The organism is Lysobacter sp. DMC97 (genome assembly GCF_056313745.1).
This window is the reverse complement of sequence record NZ_JBQUZR010000006.1, coordinates 159,975-179,766: the sequence shown is the minus strand read 5'-3', so window position 1 is coordinate 179,766 and position 19,792 is coordinate 159,975. Positions and strand designations below refer to the sequence as shown.

The following is a 19,792-nucleotide window of genomic DNA, read 5'->3' as shown; positions in this document are numbered from 1 at the left end:
GCGTCGCCGGACAGGAGGGGCGTGGCCGCGACGCCGCGGCGATCGCGTTGGGGGAGGATAGCAGCCGCCCCGCGGAGGGTCGCGGCTGCCGCCACACGGACACGGGGGAGAACGCATGGCGAGCGCAGGCAGGACCGACGCCGAAGCGCGGCTGGAGCAGATGCTGGCCGCGTACGAACGCATGCCGAAGGCCGACGGCACACCGGCCGACGAGGCCGATGGCTACCTGCGCAATGCGATCGAAGCCTCGCCGGCGCTGCGCCGCGACATGCTGCAGGCCATCGAGGCCGACAATCTCACCGGCTTCGCGAAGCAGACGATGTCCGGCGCGGTGGCCTCCTACAACCTGGAGACGGGCCTGATGTCGGTACCATCGCCCGATCGCGGCTCGCCGATGGACCTGGTGTTCGTGCTGGGCCACGAGACGCAGCACGCGCTCGACCGCAAGCCCTATCTGGAGGAGACGTTCTTCCCCGCGATCCGCGAGATCGCCGCCTCCGGACGGGAACCGCACGACTACACCGCCCCGATCCGCGACCGGATCGAGAACAGCCGCACCGCGGAAGCCCGCGCGGAGATCGGCGGTTACAACGCGGTGGTCTCGGCCATGCAGCAGGCCGGCTGGTCGACCGGCGCCGAGGACCTGGCCCGCGCGATGCCGGCGATGTCCCGCAGTTTCGTCGCGCCGGATCCCGCGCACGACGGCGCGCCGGGGCTGATCCCCTACCAGCGCAATGCGGACGGCACGGTGGCGTTCACCGCGGAGAACATCGACCGGCTGAAGGTGGTGTACGCCGACAAGCTGCCGGCGACGCTGGGCCCCACCCACGTCCTGGACTATCGCCACAACACGCTGCTCCAGAGCCTGGACGCCATCCATGCCGGCGAACAGCAGCGGCTGCGCGGCGGCGACGTGCCCTGGATGTCGCACATGCCGGCGGACGGTGCGGCGCGGCTGTCCGAGCGGCCGGGACAGGGCGATGTCGCCATGATCCCCGTGACCGACCAGCCGAAGCCGGCCGAGGGGCCACACAAGTTCGAATCGATCGGGCAATACCACGTGGACTTCGCTGCGCTCGGCATCAACCGCGCGGTGTTCCGCTATCCGTCCGACGGGATGATCACCGTCAGCGATCGCGAGCCGGCGCCGGACGCCTTCCGGCACGACCATCCGGAGTGCCTCGTGCCGACGCGGGAAGCGCTGCAGCGGCTCGACTTGCAGAAGATCGTGCCGGACGACCCGGCGCTGCTGCGCGACGCCCGCGAGGGTCTGGCGCGCCTCGGCCCGGTGCCGGGGCTGGCCGACGACCCGGCGCGGGACGCCGCGGCCGCGGCGATGGCGCTGAAGGCGGCGGAGCTGGGCATGACCCGGATCGACCACGTGCTGGCCTCGCGCGACGGCGGCGGCCTGATCCTCGCCCAGGGCCGCGATCCTGCGGCGCCGCAGACGCAGCTGGCGCGGGTCGAGCTCGACGGCCTGCCGCCCGCCGCGCAGAGCCTGGCCCGGCTCGACGCGATGCCGCCACCGGCACATGACATCGCCCCGCCCCAGGTGCAGGATCGCGCAATCGCGCCGCACGCCCGCTGATCGCGCCCACGGATCATGCCCGCTGACCCGGCGCCGCCGGAACCGCCGCATGACGTGCGGCAGCCTCGCCGACAAGGACATCGCATGGACGCCTCCCCTGCCCCTCCCCGCGAACACGCCCCCGGCCGACGCGCCATCGCGCATCCGGCATTCGTGACCACGCCTGCACGCACGGCGGCGACCACCGGGTGATGCCCGACCGACGGCACCACGCCCCCTGAAGGAGACAAGGATGACCACGCAATCCCGGCAGCGCAGCGAGGCCTTCGGCCGACGCGTGCTGCATCTGCTCGAAACCCTGCGCGGCCCCGGCGATCTCGCCCCGGACCGGCTGCAGGCCACGCTGGGCGAACCGGTCGTCACCGACCCGGACGATCCCGGCACCTACGGCATCGGCGAGGTGCTCGATCCGCGCTGGATCCTCAATCTCGTCACCGTGCCGAACCCGCAGGGCGGCGCGCCGACGCGGATCGTGTTCTCGTGCGACGACCAGACCGGCCGCTACGACGACCTGTCCGACGTCTGCGCGCTGGACCTCGGCGCCTGGACCGATGCGCTGACCGCGGCCGGCTACACGTCGCGGCCGCATCTCGGGCCGCGCAGCGCGTTCTACGGCGTGTGGTTCGAACGCGGCGACGTGAGCGTGGAAGCGATCGTGCGCGCGGTGACGCCCGCCGAGCCCGACCGGCTGTGCGTGAGCATGCTCGTCATCGACACGGAGGCGCGCCATGCAGCGGTCGTCTGACGAGAACGGCGGCACGGAGCCGCAAGCGCCGCAGGAGCTGCCGCAAGACCTGCCGCACGACCCGCCGCACGACCCGGTGGCGGTGGTGGACCCCGCGCCGCCGCTGGTTCCGGACGTACCGCCCGTCGCCATCGAGCCCGTCGCCGTCGAGCCGGAGGTCCCGGCGCCGCCGCCGAGACCCACGCTGACCGACCTGCTGGACGACTACGAGGGGCGCCAGCCGGCGGACGCGCGGCACAGCCGCGAGCGACTGGAACACGCGATCGAGGCCTCGCCCGTCCTGAAGACGATGCTGCAGCGGGCCATCGCCGACGGAGCCCTCGACCGCTTCACCTTCGGCGATGCGCCCGACGGCGCCGGCGGGTCGTACAGCCCCGGCGATCGTTCGATGAACCTCAACGCCAGCTCGTTCCGCACGGAATCGAACCTGGTGTTCGTGCTCGGCCACGAAACCCAGCATGCGCTGAGCCTGCAGGGCCAGGCGGCGCCCTACCAGACCGCCCTCACCGCGGCGATCGCGCAGCGCGCCGACCTCGCCGCCCCGCTGGCCAGCCTGGCCGCGCCGCGCGACTACACCGACGTGGTCCGCGACGTGGTGGAAGGCACCCGCCGCGAGGAAGCGCAGGCGCACATCGGCGGCTTCAACGCGCTGGCGTCGTACGTCCGCCACGAACGCCACCTCGACCGCGCGCCGACGCTGAAGGAGCTGTACCAGACCGAGCCCGGCCGGATGTCGGACTTCATCAACGTCAGCGGCCTGATCTTCAAGGACTACGCGCTGAAGCCCGGGCTCGCCCGCGAGGCCGACGGCTCGATGGCGCTGTCCGACGGCAACATCGATCGCATGAAGGTGTACTACGCGGACAAGTTCCCCGGCACGTTCGGCGACAACGGCCTGATGGACTACCGCAACCAGGCCATCCACGGCGCCTGGCAGGAGATCCACGCCGCGGAGCGGACCTACGTCGACCACCACGCCACGCTGGCGGCGACGGCGGCCACCGGCATCGACGGCCAGCTGGCGCCGGGCTACGCGCCGCTGCACCACGCCTACAGCATCGATTTCGCCGCGCTCGGCGCCAGCCCCGCGGTGCTGAAATTCCCGGGCAACGGCGTCGTGGAGGTGACCGACACGATGCACGCCTTCGCCACCCGCCAGCAGTCGGGCATGCCGATGAGCAACCAGGAGCTGCAGGGCATCCGCGAGGCCGTGGACCCGCTGCGGACCGCGGTGGTGCCGACGCCGGAAGCCAATCGCGCGCTCAATCGCCGCGTGGCGATCGACGCCCCGCCCGATCCCGGCGCCGCCTCCGCACCGGAACCGGCGCTGCTGCTGCAGGCACGACAGGCGATGGAGAAGCTCGGCCCGAACGGCGGACTGGCCGATGGCACGGCGTTCGGGAACGCCGCCGCCACGCTCGCCGCCGCGGCGCAGAAAGACGGGCTGACCGCCATCGACCACGTGGTGAAGAGCGTCGACGGCGAACGCCTGATCGCGGTGCAGGGCCAGGATCCGGCCTCGCCCGATGCCCGGCACGCGGCGGTGGAGATCGCGCAGGCGGTCCGCCAGCCGGCCGAACAGACGCTGCAGTCCCTGCAGGCGCAGGCGTCGCCATCGCCCGGCGTGGCGACCGACACGCCGCAGCACGCGCCGAAGGGGCATGGCCTGTAAGCCCATGGCCTGCAACAACATGGCCTGCAAGCCCGATGCCGGGACGGCGGGCGCCGCCGTCCCGGACCCCGGCCCCATCCGGAACACCCCGCGGAGGATTCCATGGACGACACCCTCACCCTCAGCCGCGACCTCGGCCAGCGCGCCCTGCGCCTGGTCGAGGACCTGCACGCGCCCGACGACCTGTCGCCGGCGCGCCTCGAACAGGTCTTCGGCCAGCCGGTGCGCCACAGCCGCACCGATCCGCAGGTCTACGGTTTCGGGCGGACGCTCGATGCGCGCTGGATCTGCAACGTCATGATCCTGCCGCGGCCGGCGCCCGACGCGCCGCTGCGGCTGGAATTCGCGTTCGACGACCAGACCGACGCCTACGACGATCTGTCGGCGGTCGCCGGCCTCGATTTCGACGCCTGCGCCGCGGCGATGGAGGCGGCCGGCTACGTCCACCGCCCCGCCACCGGCGGCCGCGACATGCTGTACGGCCACGATTTCCTGCGCGGGCCGGTGTCGATCCGGGTCCGGGTGCGCGCCGAGAGCGCGGCGCATCCGGACCACCTGTGCGTGGAAAGCCTGATCGCGGAGGTGCGTCATGCCTGAGCCCGGACCCGCACTGTCGCAGGAGCGCCGCGAGGAGATCGATCGCGACCTGCTGACCCCGATGATCGCAAAGTACTCCGACGACGGTCCGACCCGCGAACGCCTGCGTGCGGTCATCGACGGCGCGCCGACGTTCAAGGACGGCCTGCTGTTCGCGATCGACAAGGGCGCGTTCACCGGCTTCGTCCAGGGCGACCCGCGCGGGGCGCAGGCGGCCTACGACGCCCACTCGAAGGCGATCGCGTTCCCGACCGCGCTGCTCGACGATCCGTACCGCGCCACCTTCGTGCTGGGCCACGAGACCGGCCACGCGGTCGATCGCGCCATCAACGGCGACCACGTCGACAAGGTGTTCATCCCCGGCGTGAAGCAGATGCTGTTCGACCCGAAGGCGCCGCCCGGGCCGCGCGACTACACCGGGCTGATCCGCGACTACATCGCCGACGAGCGCCGCAACGAATCCGAGGCGCACATCTCCGGCTTCAACGCGCTGACCTCGCGCCTGGCCGCCGACCACACCCGCACCAACCTCGCGATCGAGGATCCGCTGGCACGGCGCGCGGTGCCGCCCACGGCCGCCGACCTGTACGCCGCGTTCCCGGAGGCCATGCGCGACTTCATGGTCGTGCGCGGCGAGGCGCCGGACCGCACCGTCGCCCTCAAGCCCGGCCTGACCCGCGGCGACGACGGGCGCCTCTCGCTGGACACCGGAACCGCGCCGGGCCGCGACAACATCGAGGCGATGAAGGTCTACTTCGCCGACCGGCTGCCCTCCAGCCTCGGCCCCAACGGCGCGCTCAACTACCCGCACAAGACCCTGCTCGAAGGCCTGGAGCTGGCGCACAAGTCGGAACGGGTGCCCGACCCCACCGACAAGAACTACCGGCCGCACTACGTCGTCGATTTCGACAACCTGGGCTTCGAGGTCAACCGCGGCCTGATGAGGACGCCGATGGACCCGCGGATCCCCAGCGGCGGCGACTTCGACAAGACGTTCCTGCCGCTGCTGCGTCCCAACGGGTTCGCGAACGCCGTCACCGGCGCGCAGGGCCTGGCTGAACGCCGGATGCTGGAACAGGCCACGACCGCGCTGGAAGGCATCGACGAAGGCCGGCTGGGCGTGCACAAGGGCACGCCCGCCTTCGACCAGTTGTGCGCCTACACCGCGCGGGTGGCGGGCGAGAAGGGCATGACCGCGATCGGCTGCGTGGTGCCCTCCGACAAGGGCGGCCTGATCATCTCCGACAAGGCCGATCCGACGAACGCCAGCGCGCGCCTGGCGGCGCTCGATCCGGCGAAGGCGAACACCGCCACCGGCCCCGAGCACATGCGCATGCTCGGCGAGGCGCTGGCGCCGATGCTGCTGGACCGGCACCTGGACAGGCTGCAGCAACAGCAGCCGCCCAAGCCGAAGCAGGAGGGCGGCGGCAGCGGCTGCGTCGTGATGTGATGCGGCGTCGCGGCCTCAGGCCGCGACCAGCCGCACGCGCTTGAAGTTCTGCTTGCCGATCTGCAGCACGCCCTCGAAGCCCGGCACGAGCGTCGTCGCCGGGTCCTCGACCACGGCGCCGTCGATCTTCACCGCGCGCTCCTTGAGCTTGCGGTTGGCTTCGGAATTGCTGGGCGTGAGGCCGGCGGCGGTCAGCAGCGCGGCGATGCGCAGGCCTTCCGCAGGAATCCGCACCTCGTGCAGCGGCAGCAGCGAGGTGTCGCCCTGCCCGGTCACCGCGGCATGCCAGCCGGCGATGGCGGTCTCGGCGGCGGCCGCATCGTGGAAGCGCGCGGCCAGTTCGCGCGCGAGGCGCAGCTTCACGTCGCGCGGATTCAGCGCGCCGCCGGCGACGTCCGCCTTCAGCCGCGTCGCCTCGGCGATGCCGATCTCGAAGCTGAGCAGATCGATCCAGCGCCACATCAGGTCGTCGCCGATCTTCATGGTCTTGTTGACGATGTCGATCGCCGGCTCGGCGATGCCGATGTAGTTGCCCAGCGACTTCGACATCTTGTTCACGCCGTCCAGGCCTTCCAGCAGCGGCATGGTCAGCACGATCTGCGGCTTCTGGCCGTGCGCTTCCTGCAGGCCGCGGCCCATCAGCAGGTTGAACTTCTGGTCGGTGCCGCCGAGTTCGACGTCGGCCTCCAGCGCCACCGAGTCGTAGCCCTGCACCAGCGGGTAGAGGAACTCGTGGATCGCGATCGACTGCTGCGCGGCGTAGCGCTTGGCGAAATCGTCGCGTTCGAGCATGCGCGCGACCGTGTGCTGCGCGGCGAGCCGGATCATGTCGGCGGCGGTCATCTTCCCGAACCACTCGCTGTTGAAGCGGACCTCCGTGCGGTCCTTGTCGAGCACCTTGAACACCTGCTCGGCGTAGGTCTCGGCGTTCGCCAGCACGTCCTCGCGGGTCAGCGGCTTGCGGGTGACGTTCTTGCCGGTGGGGTCGCCGATCATCCCGGTGAAGTCGCCGATCAGGAAGATCACCTGGTGGCCGAGGTCCTGGAACTGCCGCATCTTGTTCAGCAGCACGGTGTGGCCGAGGTGCAGGTCCGGCGCCGTCGGGTCGAAGCCGGCCTTGACCCGCAGCGGGCGGCCGCCCGCTTTCATGGACGCGGCCAAGCGAGCCTCCAGCTCCTCGCGCTTGAGGATTTCGTCGGCGCCGCGGGCGATGAGATCGAGGGCGGCAGGGTCGAAGGCAGGGCTGGACATGGGGCGGCGGGGAGAGTCTTGGGAGGAGGAAACGGACGGCACCGGGCGATCCGCACGCGTCCGCGACGGTGCGACACGGGGCTGGCACTGTAACGGCCCGGGGCGCGAAGCTGAACCCGGAGTTAAATCGAGGTTAAGCGCATCATCCCAAAAAACCCAATCCAGTCAAGGATTTGACGCACTCTTTTCGACTAACTTATGGTACTGCCTTGGCCGTCCCGTCTGGGGGAAACCGTTCGATGTCGACTCCGTCGAATCGCGCGTTGCGCAACCGCCTCATCCGCTCGCGCAACCTGCACCTCGCTACCGAGCAGGATGCCCGGCACACCGCTTCCGATGCCGAGCCCGCGTTCCGTGGCCGGTGGACCCGCCGCCAGTGGGCGCAGGTCAGTCTGGTCGCCACCACGGTGGCGCTGCTGGGCACGCTCGTCCCCGGCTTCTCCAGCATGCTGCAGCCGCCGGGCAGCACGCCGATCCAGACGCTCTCGCTGAAGCTGCCGCCGCTGTCGCTCAGCCGCGCCGCCGGCACCTTCGGCGACAGCTGGCACACCGTGACCGTGCGTCGCGGCGCCTCGCTGGCGCACATGTTCTCGACCCTGGGGATTCCCAAGGCCGACCTCGACCGCGTGCTCGCGCATCCGGGCGTGAAGGCCGCGATCGGCCAGGTCACGCCGCAGACCCAGCTGTCGGTCGACCTGCCGGTGAACGGCAAGCTGCGCGCGATCCGCTTCGTGCGCGCCGACGGCCAGCGCGTGCAGCTGGACCTCACCGGCAAGGCCATCAAGGAAACCGTGGTCAAGCGCGACGTCGACGTGCGCACGGTCGTGCTCAGCGGCAAGGTCGGGCGCTCGCTGTTCCGCTCGGCGCGCCAGCTCGGGTTGTCCGGGGCGCACCTGGACCAGCTGACCGACGAGATGTTCAAGTACGACATCGACTTCGATTCCGACCTCGATGCCGACGACCGCTTCAGCGTCGTGGTCGACCAGATGTGGGTGGACGGCGAGCTGGAACGCACCGGCGCGATCCTCGCCGCCGCGTTCACCGTCGACGGCAAGCTGCACACTGCCTTCCTGCACAACCGCAACGGCAAGCCGGAATACTTCACCTCCGACGGCCGGCCGCTGAAGCGCGCCTTCATCCGCATGCCGATCCCGTACGCGCGGCTGAGCTCAAGCTTCGGCAACCGCTACCACCCGGTGCTGGGCCGCATGCGCATGCACAAGGGCGTGGACTACGCCGCCGGCACCGGCACGCCGATCCAGGCCGCCGGCGACGCGCGCGTGCAGTTCATGGGCTGGCAGAACGGCTACGGCCGCGTGGTCATCCTCGACCACGGCCACGGCTACACCACGCTGTACGGGCACATGTCGCGCTTCGGCAACATCCGCCAGGGCCAGGCCGTGGGCCAGGGCACGACCATCGGCTACGTCGGCATGACCGGCCTCGCCACCGGCCCGCACCTGCACTACGAATTCCGCATCAACGGCGTGCACCGCAACCCGCTGTCGATCACGATGCCGCCGCCGGAGCCGCTGCGCGGCGCCGAGCTGGCGAGCTTCCGCAACGAGACCCTGCGCGCGATGACCAAGATCCGCACGGTCGAGAACATCGTCTTCCCGCAGTCGCTGGAAGCGCCGCAGCAGGCGCTGGCCGCGGCGCTGGCGACCGGCAAGCCCGCGGCGAAGCCGAAGAAGGGCTGAGCCGTGTCCGCGACCGCACTGCGCAAGGCGGTGCGGTCGCGGCTGGTCCCGGCGCTGATCGCCGAGGATTTCCTGCCGCTGGCGGACGCCGACGGCACCATGCGCTTCCATCGCCCTGCCACCGCGGTCGTGCACCTGCTGGAAGTCCAGTGGGACCGCCACGACCGCCCGCGCTACGTCGTGAACTACGCCACCTGCCCGGCCGACGGGCTGCGGATCGGCGAGCGGCAGTTCGCGCCGGACGCCGTGTTCGCCGGCTGGCTGCCGGACAGCGGCCGGCTGCAGCCGCGTCCCGGACCGACCAGCGCCGCGTGGTTCCGCGGCGATGTCGCCTGGCCGCTGCGGCTGCTCGGCCGACGGCCGCCCGCCGCGGACGCCATCGTCGACGCCACGGTCAGGCTGCTGCCGGAACTCTGGCGCTACTGGCGCGAGGGCCGTCCCGGTCTGCACATGCACGCCTGCCCGCCGACGCCGCTGCCGGCGTGAGCCGCATGCCATTGGCGCCCGCGACGCCATCGCCGATCATGGCGCGATGACCGACCCCGCTTCCGCGCTGTACCTCGGCATGATCTCCGGCACCAGCGCCGACGGGATCGATGTCGCCCTCGCCCGCTTCCACGACGCCATCGACGGCGCGCCGCCGCGCGCGGCGCCGCTGTTCGGCCGCACCTACGCCTGGGACCCGGCGCTGCGTGAACGCATCGTCGACCTCGGCCAGCACGCGCCGGCGCTGACGCTGGACGAGATCGGCGAACTCGACGCCCGGCTCGGCGCGGCGTTCGCCGAGGCCGCCGAGGCCGCGATCCGCGACAGCGGCGTCGACCGCGCGGAGATCGGCGCGATCGGCTCGCACGGGCAGACCCTGCGCCACCGGCCGCACGGTCCACACGCCTTCACCCTGCAACTCGGCGATGCGAGCCGGATCGTCGAACGCACCGGCGTGCGCACCGTCGCCGACTTCCGTCGTCGCGACGTCGCCGCCGGCGGCCACGGCGCGCCGCTGCTGCCGGCACTGCACGCCGCGCTGCTGTCCTCGCCCGGCGAGGACCGCGCGGTGCTCAACCTCGGCGGCATCGCCAACCTCACCCTGCTGCCGGCCGGCGACGCCACGGGCGTGCGCGGCTTCGACACCGGGCCGGCGAACGGGCTCATGGATGCGTGGTGCCTGCGCCACGTCGGCGAAGGCTTCGATCGCGACGGCGCGTTCGCCGCCAGCGGCCGGGTTGATGCGGCGCTGCTCGACCGGCTGCTGGACGATGCGTGGTTCGCGCTGCCGCCGCCGAAATCGACCGGCCGCGACCAGTTCCACCTCGGCTGGGTCGACGCCCGCCGCGCCGGCACGGAAACACCCGCGGACGTGCAGGCGACGCTGCTCGCGCTCACCGTGCGCACGGTCGCCGACGCGCTGCGCGCCACCCTGCCCGCGGCCGCGCGCGTGATCGCCTGCGGCGGCGGCGTGCACAACCCGGTGCTGATGCGCGCGCTGGCGGACGCACTGCCGGGCGCGACGGTCGAATCCACGGCCGCGCACGGGCTCGATCCCGACCACGTCGAGGCCCTGGGCTTCGCCTGGCTGGCGCGGCAGACGGTGCTGGGACGGCCCGGCAACCTGCCGGGCGTCACCGGCGCACGCGGTCCGCGGGTGCTGGGCGCGATCCACCTGCCCTGAACTTGCCGCCCGCACCCGACGCCTGACACCCGACGCCGAATGGCGTCAGTCGACGCGCCCCAGCGCGTTGCCCTTCGGCACGCTGTCGAGGAAGCGTTCGATCTCGTCGCGGTCGAGCTTCCCGGCGACCGGCCGCGGCTCGTCGACGGGCGCCGCGGTGCGGCCGATCAGCGAGAAGCCCGGATCGTTCGGCACCGTCTCCAGCGCCGCGATCACGGACTGCATCACGTCGGTCTCCGAACTGTCGAAACGCAGCGCGCCGCCCTCGCTGGCGAACAGGCCGCGCTCGATCAAGTGCAGGATCGTCTGGTGCAGCGTCCAGCCGTTGGTCTCGGCGACCTTGCGGATGCGCACCGCCAGCTGCGGCTCGATGTCGCGGAGGACGAGGTCGGTCATCGCCTCATCCGGTCACCGGCTGCGGCGCGGCCGCCGGCTTGCGGGCGACCAGCACCAGGCACAGCAGCAAGGCCGGGATCCCGGCGAGCGCGGTCCCGGTGAAGAACAGCGCGTAGGCGTCGAGCAGCGTCCGCCCGGCTTCGAGCTGTTCGACGGCGACACCGGAGAAGCCCTTGAGCACCTTGCCCAGCAGCGCATAGAACGAACTGAGCAGCGCGTATTGCGTCGCGGTGTAGCCGGCGCTGGTCAGGCTGGACATGTAGGCCACGAGCGCGGTGCCCGCGAACCCGGTGGACACGTTGTCGATGACCATCGCGATGGTGAAGTTGGCCATCGTCGGGTCCTGGTGCGCCAGCCACGCGAACGCGACATTGGAGCCCGGGCCGAGGATCGCCCCCGCCAGCAGCGTCGGAATCAGGCCGAATCGCACCGCGGACAGGCCACCCGCCGCGATGCCGACCAGCGACGCGAGCAGGCCTGCGGTCGCGCGCACCTCGCCGACCATCTCCTTGGTCAGCCCGAGGTCCTTGTAGAAGGGATTGGCCATCGGGCCGAGCACGAAGTCGGGCAACCGGTACAGGCTGATCGCCAGCAACATCAGCAGCGCCCATTTGCCGTGGGTGCGGAAGAACGAGACGAAGGGACCGATCACCGCATCGAACAGCCCGCGCGCGGTCCACAGCGTCGCCGTCGCCGTTGCCGCCGCGCGCTTGCCGACCGGTTCGCTCGCCAGGAACACGGCCAGCACGCCGATCCCCATCAACAGCGCCATCACCCAGTACGACAGCGACCAGCCGATGTGGGCGGCCAGGATCAGGATCAGCGCATCGGTGACCAGCAGCGCGGTGCGGTAGCCGAGCTGCGAGCCGGCACTGAGCAGGCCCATTTCCTCGCCGCTGTCCGAGATCTCGATCCGCCACGCGTCGATCACGATGTCCTGCGTGGCCGAAGCGAACGCCGCGACCAGCGCCATCGCCCCGAACACCACCAGCCCGCCCTCGGGTTGCAGCACGGCCATGCCGACCAGGCCGGCCGCAATCACCATTTGCGACGCCAGGATCCACCCGCGGCGATGTCCCAGCCTGCCCAGCACCGGGACGTCGGTCTTGTCGATGACCGGCGCCCACAGGAACTTCAGCGTGTAGGCCAGTCCCACCCACGACAGGAAGCCGATCGCCGACAGTTCGCTGCCGCCGTCGCGCATCCAGTAACCCATGGTGTTGCCGACGAGGTACAGCGGCAGGCCCGACGAGAATCCGAGCATCAGCATCGCCAGCACCTTGCGCTGGCGGAGCGCACGCAGCACGTCACGCCAGCCGTAGGTGCGCTTCGGGGCCGCGGTCGCGCTCATCGGGCAGCCGCCTTCTTCGCGCCGGATTTCGCCCCGTTTATCGCGCCGGCGTCATCGCCGACGGCGTAATCCACCACGTAGGGCGCGTGGTCGGAGAAGCGCGGGTCCTTGTGGATCGCGCAGGCCTGTACCCGCTCGCGCAGGCCCGGCGTGATGAACTGGTAGTCGATGCGCCAGCCCACGTCGTTGGTGCGCGCGGCGCCGCGCTGCGACCACCACGTGTAGTCGGTGCCTTCGGGCTTCAGCACGCGATAGCTGTCCAGCCAGCCGCGCGCGGGCGGCGTGGTGCCGTCGCCGCAGGCGTCGGCGACCAGTCCGTTGAGCCAGGCGCGCTCCTCGGGCAGGCAGCCGGAATTCTTCTGGTTCGAGGTCCAGTTCCTGATGTCGTTGCGGGCGCGGACGATGTTCCAGTCGCCGCACAGCACATAGTCGCGGCCGCTGCGCAGCCATTCGTCCATGATCGGCTTCAGCCAGCGCATCACCTCGTACTTGAACGCCTGGCGTTCCTCGCCCGACGTGCCCGACGGGATGTAGAACGAGACCACGCTCAGGTTGCCGAAGCGGGCCTCGATGTAGCGGCCCTCGTCGTCGAACGGCGCCCAGCCCAGCGAGGTGCGCACTTCGTCCGGCGGGCGGCGGGCGTAGATGCCCACGCCGCTGTAGCCCTTCTTGGTGATCGCGTCCTTGAAGAAGGCGCGGTAGCCGTCGGGCCGGAGTTCGGGGGCGGCGAGCTGGTGTTCCTGGGCCTTGGTTTCCTGCACGCAGAGGACGTCGGCGTCCTGCCCGCGGAACCAGTCGAAGAAGCCCTTGGTGGCCGCGGAGCGCAGGCCGTTCGCATTGAAGCTGATGATGCGCATGGAGCGGGAGGGGTCCGGAAGGGGGCGGACGAGGGCGTCGTGCAGCGCGCGGTGCGCGGCCGCCGACAGTGATGCCAGTCACGCAGCCTATCCGATCGCGCCCCGGTTGGCATCCGCGCGGGGGGCGGGCGGGCATTTCGGTGCCGCCCGGATTACGATGAACGCCCCGATGCCACCGACGTGCGGTCCCGCCGCGCGCCTCCGCCGTGACCGACCATCGCTCCCGCTTCCTGCAACTGGCCCTGCGCGCCGAGGCGCTGCGCTTCGGCACCTTCACCCTCAAGTCCGGCCGCGAGAGCCCCTACTTCTTCAACGCCGGCCGGTTCGACTCCGGCGCCGCCCTCGCCGGGCTGGCGGCCTGCTACGCCGACGCCGTCGACGCCGCGGGCGTGGACTTCGACCTGCTGTTCGGCCCGGCCTACAAGGGCATCCCGCTGGCGACCGCGCTGGCCTGCGCCTTCGCCGGCCGTGGCCGCGACCTGCCGCTGGCGTTCAACCGCAAGGAAGCCAAGGCCCACGGCGAGGGCGGGATGCTGATCGGCGCGCCGCTGGCCGACCGCCGGGTGCTGATCGTCGACGACGTCATCACCGCCGGCACCGCCATCCGCGAGGCGCTGGCGCTGATCCGCGACGCCGGCGGGGTGCCGGCCGGCATCGTCATTGCGCTCGATCGCCAAGAGATCGCGCCCGACGGCGGCGGGCTGTCGGCGGCGGAAGCGGTGACGGCGGAAGCGGGAATTCCCGTGATCGCGGTCGCAGGACTGGACGATCTGCTTGCATTCGTCGGCGAAAGCACCGAACTTCAGGACCAGCGCGCGCGTCTGGAGGCCTACCGGGCCCGGTACGGCCGCGCCACGTCGCAGACCGATGCGTCCGTCGGGGGAACGGGGACGACATGACCACGCCACGCCATCGCCGTCGGGTTCCGGCACGCCTGCCGCTGGGCCTGCTCGCGCTCGCGCTCGCCACGCCGGCCCTCCTGCCCGCGCAGGACGCCAACGCGCCCAAGCCCAAGCTGTACTGCTGGGAGGAAGGCGGCAAGCACGTCTGCGGCGACGCCTTCCCGGCCTCCGCGGCGGGCCGCGCCCGCACCGAATTCGACACCCACACCGGCAACACCGTGAACCGCGTCGGGCGTGCGCTGACCCCGGAGGAACGGGTGCAGGCCGCGGCCCAGGAAGCGGCGCAGAGGGCCCACGAGGACCAGGCGCGCCGCGAGATGGCGATGGTGATGTCCTACCAGACCGAAGACGACCTGCGGCGCGCCTTCCAGAACCGGGTCGACCTGATCGAGGAATCGCTGAAGGGCTCCGAGCTGGCGCTGGCCAACCTGCACCGCAGCCTGATCAGCCTGCTGCGCCAGGCGAACGAGCTGGAACTGCAGTCGAAGCCGGTCGGCAAGGTGCTGCGCGAGAAGATCCTCACCCAGCACGCCGAACTGCTCGGGCTGCGCGCGCTGAAGATCCGCCAGACCGCCGAGCGCAAGGCGCTCGACGCCGAACTGCAGCAGGCGCTGTCGCGCTACCGCACGCTCAAGGGCCAGCAGGCCGGCGACACCGCGCTGGCGACGCCGGCCGTTCCGGCGACCACGCCGGGCGGCTGACGCCGTCCGGTCCCGCGATCGCATCGTTCGCGATCGCGTCGTTCCCCGTTTGCCCGGCGCGTCGCCGCCGTTCGCTCAGAACGGCAGCGGCAGCGTCGGCGCCAGCTCCAGCAGGCGCTCGCGGAACACGCCCTGGATGCGTGCCAGCGCCTGTTCGCTGTCGGCGTCGAAGCGCAGCACCAGCACCGGCGTGGTGTTGGAGGCGCGCACCAGGCCCCAGCCGTCCGGCCAGTCCACGCGCAGGCCGTCGATGGTCGACAGCCGCCCGCCCTCGAAGAACGCGCCCTCGCGGAAACGCTCCACGAACGCGTGCGGATTGCCGTCGGGCGCATCGACCTTGATCTCGGGCGTGGACACGCCCTTGGGCAGCGCGCGCAGGACGACGTCCGGCTCCTCCGCCGCGGTGGCGAGGATCTCCAGCAGCCGCGCCGCCGAGTAGATGCCGTCGTCGAAGCCGTACCAGCGCTCGGCGAAGAAGAAGTGGCCGCTCATCTCGCCGGCGAGTTCCGCGCCGGTCTCGCGCATCTTGGCCTTGATCAGCGAATGCCCGGTCTTCCACATCAGCGGGCTGCCGCCGTGGCGCAGGATGTGCGAGGCGAGGCGGCCGGTGCACTTCACGTCGTAGACGATCATCGCGCCCGGGTTGCGCTCCAGCACGTCGGCCGCGAACAGCATCAGCAGGCGGTCGGCGTAGATGTTCTCGCCGTCGCGGGTGACCACGCCCAGGCGGTCGCCGTCGCCGTCGAAGGCGATGCCGAGGTCCGCGCCGCGGCGCTGGACCATGCTGATCAGGTCGACGAGGTTGTGCGGCTCGCTCGGGTCGGGATGGTGGTTGGGGAAGGTGCCGTCGATCTCGCAGTACAGCTCCTCGACCTCCGCGCCGATCGCCTCCAGCACGCGCGGGCCGATCTCGCCGGCCACGCCGTTGCCGGCATCGACCACCACGCGCAGCGGGCGGCCCAGTTGCACGTCGGAGGCGATGCGCATGACGTAGTCGGCGCTGATGTCGCGCTCGCTGTGGCGGCCGGGCACGTCCGCGGTGCGCAGCCGGCGTTCGACGATGCGCGTGTGCAGGTCGATGATGGCGTCGCCGGACAGGGTCTCGCCGCCGACCACGATCTTGAAGCCGTTGTAGTCCGGCGGGTTGTGGCTGCCGGTCAGCGACACGCAGCAGCCGGTGCGCAGGTGGTAGGCGCCGAAGTAGGTCACCGGCGTCGGCACCATGCCGATGTCGACCACGTCGATGCCGGCCTTGCGCAGGCCGGCGGTCAGGCCCTCGACCAGCTCCGGACCGGACAGGCGGCCGTCGCGGCCGACCACGATCTCGCGCAGGTTCTGGTCCTGCATCACGGTGCCGATGGACTGGCCGATCAGTTCGGCGACGTTGCGGTCCAGGTCGCGACCGACCACGCCGCGGATGTCGTAGGCGCGGAAGATGCTGCGGTCGATGATCACCGGCGCGGGCTTCGGCGCCTCGCGGATGTCCAGGACCGGCGCATCGCCCGGCGGTTCCGGCGCGTTGGCCACGGCGTCTTCCAGCGTCTGCACCTCGCCGGGTTCCTCGGCCACCTCGCGCAGCAACGACAGCCGCCACGCCAGCACGGCCAGGAGCAGGCAGGCGCCGGCGAAGATCAGCGACAGCACCGGCCCCAGGTCCAGCGCCTGTCCCGGCGGCGAGGCCGTGCCCGCCACCACGCGCAACCCGGTGTCGCCGACCTGCACCGCCATGCGCTCGGCGCCGTCGGCGTAGGCCTGGTCGCCGCGCTCCCACAGCGACACGCCGCCCTGGCGCAGGGCCAGGTAGCCATCGTCGACCGAGGCCAGCGTGTCCAGGCCGGCCGTGAGCTCGGTGATCGGCAGCTGTGCGTAGACCGCCCCCACCAGCTTGCCGCCGGTCTTGGCCGGCGCGGCCACCGCCAGCTGCGGCTTGCCGGGGCCGGTGGTGATCCAGGTGCGGACGTGGTTCTCGTTGAGCGCGGTCTCGAGCACCGCCAGCCGGCCGTAACCGCCCTTGGGCAGCGCGGCGTAGGCGGCGTCGAGATCCGGCGGCAGCATCTGCAGCGTGACGAGGTTGGGCCAGCCGGCGCCGATCACCTTCTGCGCCGTGGCCAGGTCGCCCACGGCCAGCGCGCTCTGCGCAGCGTCCTCCTCCAGCCCCTTGGTCAACCGTTCCTGCTGCTGCTTGAGCGCCTGGTGGGTCAGCTGCACCGCGCTGTCGCGCACCGCGCCGAGATCGGCCACGCGCGACTCGTACAGGAACTGGGCGACACCGGTCCAGCCGAACCACAGGGCGAGCACCACGCACAGGCCCGCCAGGGGTTTCATCCCGGGACGGAGCGGAAGGAGCTGCTGACGGAGGCTGTCTTTCATCGAATGCGGTCTCTGGCCTGTGGCGATCGCCCGCCGGCGCACGGCCGGCAGCGGCGGAAGGGTCGGCGATGGATCAGCGCACGCCGGTGTGGCCGAAGCCGCCGGCGCCCCGGGCGCTGTCCTCGAAAGTATCCACGACCTCGAAGGTCGCGCGCACCACGGGAAGTATGACCAGCTGCGCGATCCGGTCGCCCGGGGCGATGACGAACGCCTCGCGGCCGCGGTTCCAGACGCTGATCAGCAGCGGCCCCTGGTAGTCGGCATCGATCAGCCCGGTGCCGTTGCCCAGCACGATCCCGTGTTTGTGGCCCAGCCCGGAGCGCGGCAGGATCACGGCGCACAGGCCCGGATCGCCGATGTGCAGCGCCAGCCCCGAGGGCACCAGCGCCGCGTCGCCGGGCGCCAGCGCCAGCGGCGCGTCGAGCGCGGCGCGCAGGTCCATGCCGGCGCTGGCTTCGGTGGCGTAGGCCGGCAGCGGCCACTCGCCGCCGAAGCGGGCATCAAGGACTTTCAGTTGCAGCGTTCGGGTCATCGGCACGGCATCGGGCGGCGAAACCCGTGCAGTATCGCGGCAGCCGGGGGGTCGCGCCAAACCCGCGGCGCGGCGCGGACGCTGCAAACGTTCGCAGCGACACCGGCCGCCGGATTTCCGGCGCCTGCTACCCTTGTGCGATGCAGGCGTCCCCCACCGACCTGCTGCGCCGCGTCTTCGGCCACGAAGACTTCCGCGGACCGCAGCGGGCCATCGTCGAACACATCGCGGCCGGCGGCGACGCCCTCGTGCTCATGCCCACCGGCGGCGGCAAGTCGCTGTGCTACCAGGTGCCCGCGCTGCTGCGTGACGGCGTCGGCGTGGTGGTGTCGCCACTGATCGCGCTGATGCAGGACCAGGTCGACGCCCTGCGCCAGCTCGGCGTGCGCGCCGAATTCCTCAACTCCACGCTCGACGCCGGCGAGGCCGCACGCGTCGAGCGCGCGCTGCTCGCGGGCGAGCTGGACCTGCTCTACGTCGCCCCGGAACGCCTGCTCACGCCGCGGTTCCTGTCGCTGCTGGACCGGGCGAATGTCGCGCTGTTCGCGATCGACGAAGCGCACTGCGTCTCGCAGTGGGGCCACGACTTCCGCCCCGAATACCGCGAACTGACCGTGCTGCACGAATGCTGGCCGGACGTGCCGCGGATCGCGCTCACCGCCACCGCCGACCCGCCGACCCAGCGCGAGATCGCCGAACGCCTGCAACTGGAGCAGGCGCAGTGGTTCGTCAGTTCGTTCGATCGCCCGAACATCCGCTACACGATCGTGCAGAAGGACAACGGCCGCCGGCAGTTGCTGGACTTCCTCAAGGACCATCGCGACGAAGCCGGCATCGTCTACTGCCTGTCGCGGCGCAAGGTCGAGGAGACCGCGGAATACCTCGCCGGCCACGGCTTCAAGGCGCTGCCCTACCACGCCGGCCTCGACGCCGCCGTGCGCGCCGAGCACCAGCGTCGCTTCATCCGCGAGGACGGCGTGATCGTCGTTGCCACGATCGCCTTCGGCATGGGCATCGACAAGCCGGACGTGCGCTTCGTCGCGCATGTCGACCTGCCGAAATCGCTCGAAGGCTACTATCAGGAAACCGGCCGCGCCGGCCGCGACGGCGACGCCGCGGAGGCATGGCTGTGCTACGGCCTGGGCGACGTCGTGCTGCTCAAGCAGATGATCGAACAGGGCGAAGCCGGCGAGGAACGCAAGCAGCTGGAACGCCGCAAGCTCGACCAGTTGCTCGGCTACTGCGAGACGCTGCAATGCCGCCGGCAGGTGCTGCTGGCCGCGTTCGGCGAAACGTATCCACACGAGTGCGGCAATTGCGACAACTGCCTCACGCCGCCCGATCGCTGGGACGCCACCGACGCCGCGCGCAAGGCGCTGAGCTGCGTGTACCGCACCGGCCAGCGTTTCGGCGTGGCGCATCTCATCGACGTGCTGCGCGGCGGCGAAGGCGAGAAGATCCGCCAGTTCGGCCACGACCGCGTCAGCACCTACGGCATCGGCGCCGACCTCGACGCGAAAGTGTGGCGCGGCGTGTTCCGCCAGCTCGTCGCGATGGGCCTGCTGGCGGTCGACGCCGAAGCCTACGGCGGCCTGCGCCTCACCGACGCCAGCCGCGCCGTGCTCACCGGCCAGCAGCGCGTGTCGATGCGCCGCGACCTCGCCGCGAAACCGCGCCGCGACCGCGACGACGGCCCGCGCACCGGCGTGCCCGTTGCCGCCGAAGCGCTGCCGCTGTTCCGCAGCCTGCGCGACCTCCGCGCCCGCCTCGCGAAGGACCAGAACGTCCCCGCCTACGTCATCTTCCACGACAGCACCCTGCGCGAGATCGCCGAACGCCGGCCCGACTCGCTGCACGCCCTGTCCCGCATCCCCGGCATCGGCGGCGCGAAACTCGCCCGCTACGGCGATGCGGTGCTGGAAGTGGTGTTGGGACAGGGGTGAACGGCCTCCGGGTTGCACGGCACACAGCCGCATGAGCGAAACCTGTTCCGCGCCGCGATCACGACTTC

15 protein-coding genes and 2 pseudogenes are annotated in these 19,792 nt (G+C 71.4%); 11 read left to right on the top strand and 6 right to left on the bottom strand.

The window, feature by feature from the left end; genetic code table 11:
• Nucleotides 1-115 precede the first annotated feature (115 nt).
• The 5 genes from ACT53Q_RS14260 to ACT53Q_RS14240 all read left to right on the top strand — a co-directional run bounded on the left by ACT53Q_RS14260 (nucleotide 116) and on the right by ACT53Q_RS14240 (nucleotide 6,052).
• Nucleotides 116-1,588, top strand: coding sequence for an XVIPCD domain-containing protein (locus ACT53Q_RS14260; RefSeq protein ID WP_476187314.1), 1,473 nt, complete (start codon nucleotides 116-118; stop codon nucleotides 1,586-1,588).
• Between the two features lie 232 nt (nucleotides 1,589-1,820).
• Entirely contained in the window at nucleotides 1,821-2,333 is a 513-nt protein-coding gene (locus ACT53Q_RS14255; protein WP_476187313.1) for a hypothetical protein, read from the top strand.
• On the top strand, nucleotides 2,317-4,005 hold the full coding sequence (locus ACT53Q_RS14250) for an XVIPCD domain-containing protein (RefSeq protein ID WP_476187312.1): 1,689 nt from the start codon (nucleotides 2,317-2,319) through the stop codon (nucleotides 4,003-4,005). The genes ACT53Q_RS14255 and ACT53Q_RS14250 overlap by 17 nt, the downstream gene beginning before the upstream one ends.
• A 102-nt stretch (nucleotides 4,006-4,107) precedes the next feature.
• Nucleotides 4,108-4,602 carry a hypothetical protein gene (locus tag ACT53Q_RS14245; RefSeq protein ID WP_476187311.1) on the top strand — a complete coding sequence of 165 codons (495 nt, stop codon included), beginning with the start codon at nucleotides 4,108-4,110 and terminating at the stop codon, nucleotides 4,600-4,602.
• Nucleotides 4,595-6,052, top strand: a complete 1,458-nt coding sequence (locus ACT53Q_RS14240) for a hypothetical protein (protein ID WP_476187310.1) — start codon at nucleotides 4,595-4,597, stop codon at nucleotides 6,050-6,052. The genes ACT53Q_RS14245 and ACT53Q_RS14240 overlap by 8 nt, the downstream gene beginning before the upstream one ends.
• Nucleotides 6,053-6,067: 15 nt before the next feature.
• On the opposite strand, the gene tyrS is transcribed toward ACT53Q_RS14240, so the two are convergent.
• Nucleotides 6,068-7,303 (bottom strand): tyrosine--tRNA ligase, encoded by a 1,236-nt coding sequence (gene tyrS, locus ACT53Q_RS14235; protein WP_476187309.1) that lies wholly within the window; start codon nucleotides 7,301-7,303, stop codon nucleotides 6,068-6,070.
• 239 nt (nucleotides 7,304-7,542) lie between these two features.
• Here tyrS and ACT53Q_RS14230 point away from each other — a divergent pair, with 239 nt between their 5' ends.
• From ACT53Q_RS14230 to ACT53Q_RS14220, 3 genes are read left to right on the top strand one after another with little or no spacing between them, the layout of a single operon-like run.
• Nucleotides 7,543-9,003 (top strand): peptidoglycan DD-metalloendopeptidase family protein, encoded by a 1,461-nt coding sequence (locus ACT53Q_RS14230; protein WP_476187308.1) that lies wholly within the window; start codon nucleotides 7,543-7,545, stop codon nucleotides 9,001-9,003.
• 3 nt (nucleotides 9,004-9,006) lie between these two features.
• A complete protein-coding gene (locus ACT53Q_RS14225; protein ID WP_476187307.1) occupies nucleotides 9,007-9,489 on the top strand; it encodes a hypothetical protein in 483 nt (160 codons plus the stop codon).
• A 46-nt stretch (nucleotides 9,490-9,535) separates the two neighbouring features.
• Nucleotides 9,536-10,672 (top strand): anhydro-N-acetylmuramic acid kinase, encoded by a 1,137-nt coding sequence (locus ACT53Q_RS14220; RefSeq protein WP_476187306.1) that lies wholly within the window; start codon nucleotides 9,536-9,538, stop codon nucleotides 10,670-10,672.
• A 180-nt stretch (nucleotides 10,673-10,852) separates the two neighbouring features.
• On the opposite strand, the pseudogene ACT53Q_RS14215 reads toward ACT53Q_RS14220, so the two are convergent.
• The 3 genes and pseudogenes from ACT53Q_RS14215 to ACT53Q_RS14205 all read right to left on the bottom strand — a co-directional run.
• Nucleotides 10,853-11,068, bottom strand: a pseudogene (locus ACT53Q_RS14215) (hypothetical protein); the annotation flags it as partial.
• Nucleotides 11,069-11,072: 4 nt separating this feature from the next.
• Nucleotides 11,073-12,419 (bottom strand): AmpG family muropeptide MFS transporter, encoded by a 1,347-nt coding sequence (locus ACT53Q_RS14210; protein ID WP_476187305.1) that lies wholly within the window; start codon nucleotides 12,417-12,419, stop codon nucleotides 11,073-11,075.
• A 62-nt stretch (nucleotides 12,420-12,481) separates the two neighbouring features.
• Nucleotides 12,482-13,276: pseudogene (locus ACT53Q_RS14205) on the bottom strand (exodeoxyribonuclease III); the annotation flags it as partial.
• 206 nt (nucleotides 13,277-13,482) lie between these two features.
• On the opposite strand from ACT53Q_RS14205, the gene pyrE reads away from it, so the two are divergent.
• Together pyrE and ACT53Q_RS14195 are read left to right on the top strand one after the other, a co-directional pair.
• Nucleotides 13,483-14,175 carry an orotate phosphoribosyltransferase gene (pyrE, locus tag ACT53Q_RS14200; protein ID WP_476187304.1) on the top strand — a complete coding sequence of 231 codons (693 nt, stop codon included), beginning with the start codon at nucleotides 13,483-13,485 and terminating at the stop codon, nucleotides 14,173-14,175.
• Nucleotides 14,172-14,879 (top strand): hypothetical protein, encoded by a 708-nt coding sequence (locus ACT53Q_RS14195; protein ID WP_476187303.1) that lies wholly within the window; start codon nucleotides 14,172-14,174, stop codon nucleotides 14,877-14,879. The genes pyrE and ACT53Q_RS14195 overlap by 4 nt, the downstream gene beginning before the upstream one ends.
• Before the next feature lie 75 nt (nucleotides 14,880-14,954).
• Here the strand turns inward: ACT53Q_RS14195 and ACT53Q_RS14190 are convergent, their stop codons facing one another.
• Together ACT53Q_RS14190 and dut are read right to left on the bottom strand one after the other, a co-directional pair.
• Nucleotides 14,955-17,249 carry a phosphomannomutase/phosphoglucomutase gene (locus ACT53Q_RS14190; protein WP_476187302.1) on the bottom strand — a complete coding sequence of 765 codons (2,295 nt, stop codon included), beginning with the start codon at nucleotides 17,247-17,249 and terminating at the stop codon, nucleotides 14,955-14,957.
• A 73-nt stretch (nucleotides 17,250-17,322) separates the two neighbouring features.
• Nucleotides 17,323-17,781, bottom strand: a complete 459-nt coding sequence (gene dut / locus ACT53Q_RS14185) for a dUTP diphosphatase (RefSeq protein WP_476187301.1) — start codon at nucleotides 17,779-17,781, stop codon at nucleotides 17,323-17,325.
• Between the two features lie 140 nt (nucleotides 17,782-17,921).
• On the opposite strand from dut, the gene recQ reads away from it, so the two are divergent.
• A complete protein-coding gene (gene recQ / locus ACT53Q_RS14180) occupies nucleotides 17,922-19,724 on the top strand; it encodes a DNA helicase RecQ (RefSeq protein WP_476187300.1) in 1,803 nt (600 codons plus the stop codon).
• Nucleotides 19,725-19,792 lie beyond the last annotated feature (68 nt).

Bases quoted from the DNA above. Each gene is read 5' to 3' on its own strand.
- ACT53Q_RS14260 (WP_476187314.1), top strand. From the start codon at position 116: ATGGCGAGCGCAGGCAGGACCGACGCCGAAGCGCGGCTGGAGCAGATG.
- ACT53Q_RS14255 (WP_476187313.1), top strand. From the start codon at position 1,821: ATGACCACGCAATCCCGGCAGCGCAGCGAGGCCTTCGGCCGACGCGTG.
- ACT53Q_RS14250 (WP_476187312.1), top strand. From the start codon at position 2,317: ATGCAGCGGTCGTCTGACGAGAACGGCGGCACGGAGCCGCAAGCGCCG.
- ACT53Q_RS14245 (WP_476187311.1), top strand. From the start codon at position 4,108: ATGGACGACACCCTCACCCTCAGCCGCGACCTCGGCCAGCGCGCCCTG.
- ACT53Q_RS14240 (WP_476187310.1), top strand. From the start codon at position 4,595: ATGCCTGAGCCCGGACCCGCACTGTCGCAGGAGCGCCGCGAGGAGATC.
- tyrS (WP_476187309.1), bottom strand. From the start codon at position 7,303: ATGTCCAGCCCTGCCTTCGACCCTGCCGCCCTCGATCTCATCGCCCGC.
- ACT53Q_RS14230 (WP_476187308.1), top strand. From the start codon at position 7,543: ATGTCGACTCCGTCGAATCGCGCGTTGCGCAACCGCCTCATCCGCTCG.
- ACT53Q_RS14220 (WP_476187306.1), top strand. From the start codon at position 9,536: ATGACCGACCCCGCTTCCGCGCTGTACCTCGGCATGATCTCCGGCACC.
- ACT53Q_RS14210 (WP_476187305.1), bottom strand. From the start codon at position 12,419: ATGAGCGCGACCGCGGCCCCGAAGCGCACCTACGGCTGGCGTGACGTG.
- ACT53Q_RS14195 (WP_476187303.1), top strand. From the start codon at position 14,172: ATGACCACGCCACGCCATCGCCGTCGGGTTCCGGCACGCCTGCCGCTG.
- ACT53Q_RS14190 (WP_476187302.1), bottom strand. From the start codon at position 17,249: ATGAAAGACAGCCTCCGTCAGCAGCTCCTTCCGCTCCGTCCCGGGATG.
- dut (WP_476187301.1), bottom strand. From the start codon at position 17,781: ATGACCCGAACGCTGCAACTGAAAGTCCTTGATGCCCGCTTCGGCGGC.
- recQ (WP_476187300.1), top strand. From the start codon at position 17,922: ATGCAGGCGTCCCCCACCGACCTGCTGCGCCGCGTCTTCGGCCACGAA.